The sequence below is a fragment of the Oleiphilus sp. HI0128 genome (assembly GCF_001635365.1).
Map to the genome: position 1 here is coordinate 1 of NZ_LWGG01000346.1, position 699 is coordinate 699.

Here is a 699-nt window from a genome sequence, read left to right on the forward strand (position 1 = left end):
GAAAAAAAGCTCGATGTAATTATTGCCGAAGGACTTCGGTGGCAATGATATATTATGAACGACTAGTAAGTTGATCGGCGCAGCTTGAGGGCGCTCATTATAATTGGGTGACGGGCACTTCCGAGCACCAGCCAACCAACCATTACAAATTTTCATACCTAGTTAGCTCCGCGTAAACTCCCGATCACCGATTCTAAGGCACGATCAAACAATAAACCATCATTTAGAACTTGAAGCTCTCCATTTCTTAGCAGGGATGCAAAACCACTTTTATCCTGCTCCATTACTTTGATGCCGGATCGATTAACGAAAACAAACTTATCAATAGCCTTAATGTGTGCAGCAAGTTTACAACGTTCAGGACGTCCTTCCTTTGAAACCTCAAACCAGGTGCCAATGCTAGCTCTTTCCACCTGCTTACTAAATGCATCAAGAATGGAATCGCTCGCACTAGCACTCAAATCTTCTTCTAGAACCGTTTCGGCACGCGTAGGCTCGACACTTGATTCCGTTTCTGCGTTATCACCGGTGCCTTGCTCACTGGGTGAGACAGGTTTACTGTCGGAGTTTGTTTCTCTAGAGGCAGCTTTAGGCGCAGGCTTGACCGGCTTTTCGGCTTCAACGCTAGATTGCTTAAAATCGTTAAAGTCTTGTTCAATTTCAAGCGTATCCTGAACCAACTCAGCAATGGCGTTATCG

General features: G+C 45.1%; 1 protein-coding gene. It reads right to left on the minus strand.

The window, feature by feature from the left end; all coding sequences use genetic code 11:
* Positions 1–158: 158 nt before the first annotated feature.
* The coding region (locus tag A3763_RS04385; RefSeq protein WP_156494903.1) for a DUF1631 family protein at positions 159–699 on the minus strand (541 nt) is incomplete at its 5' end.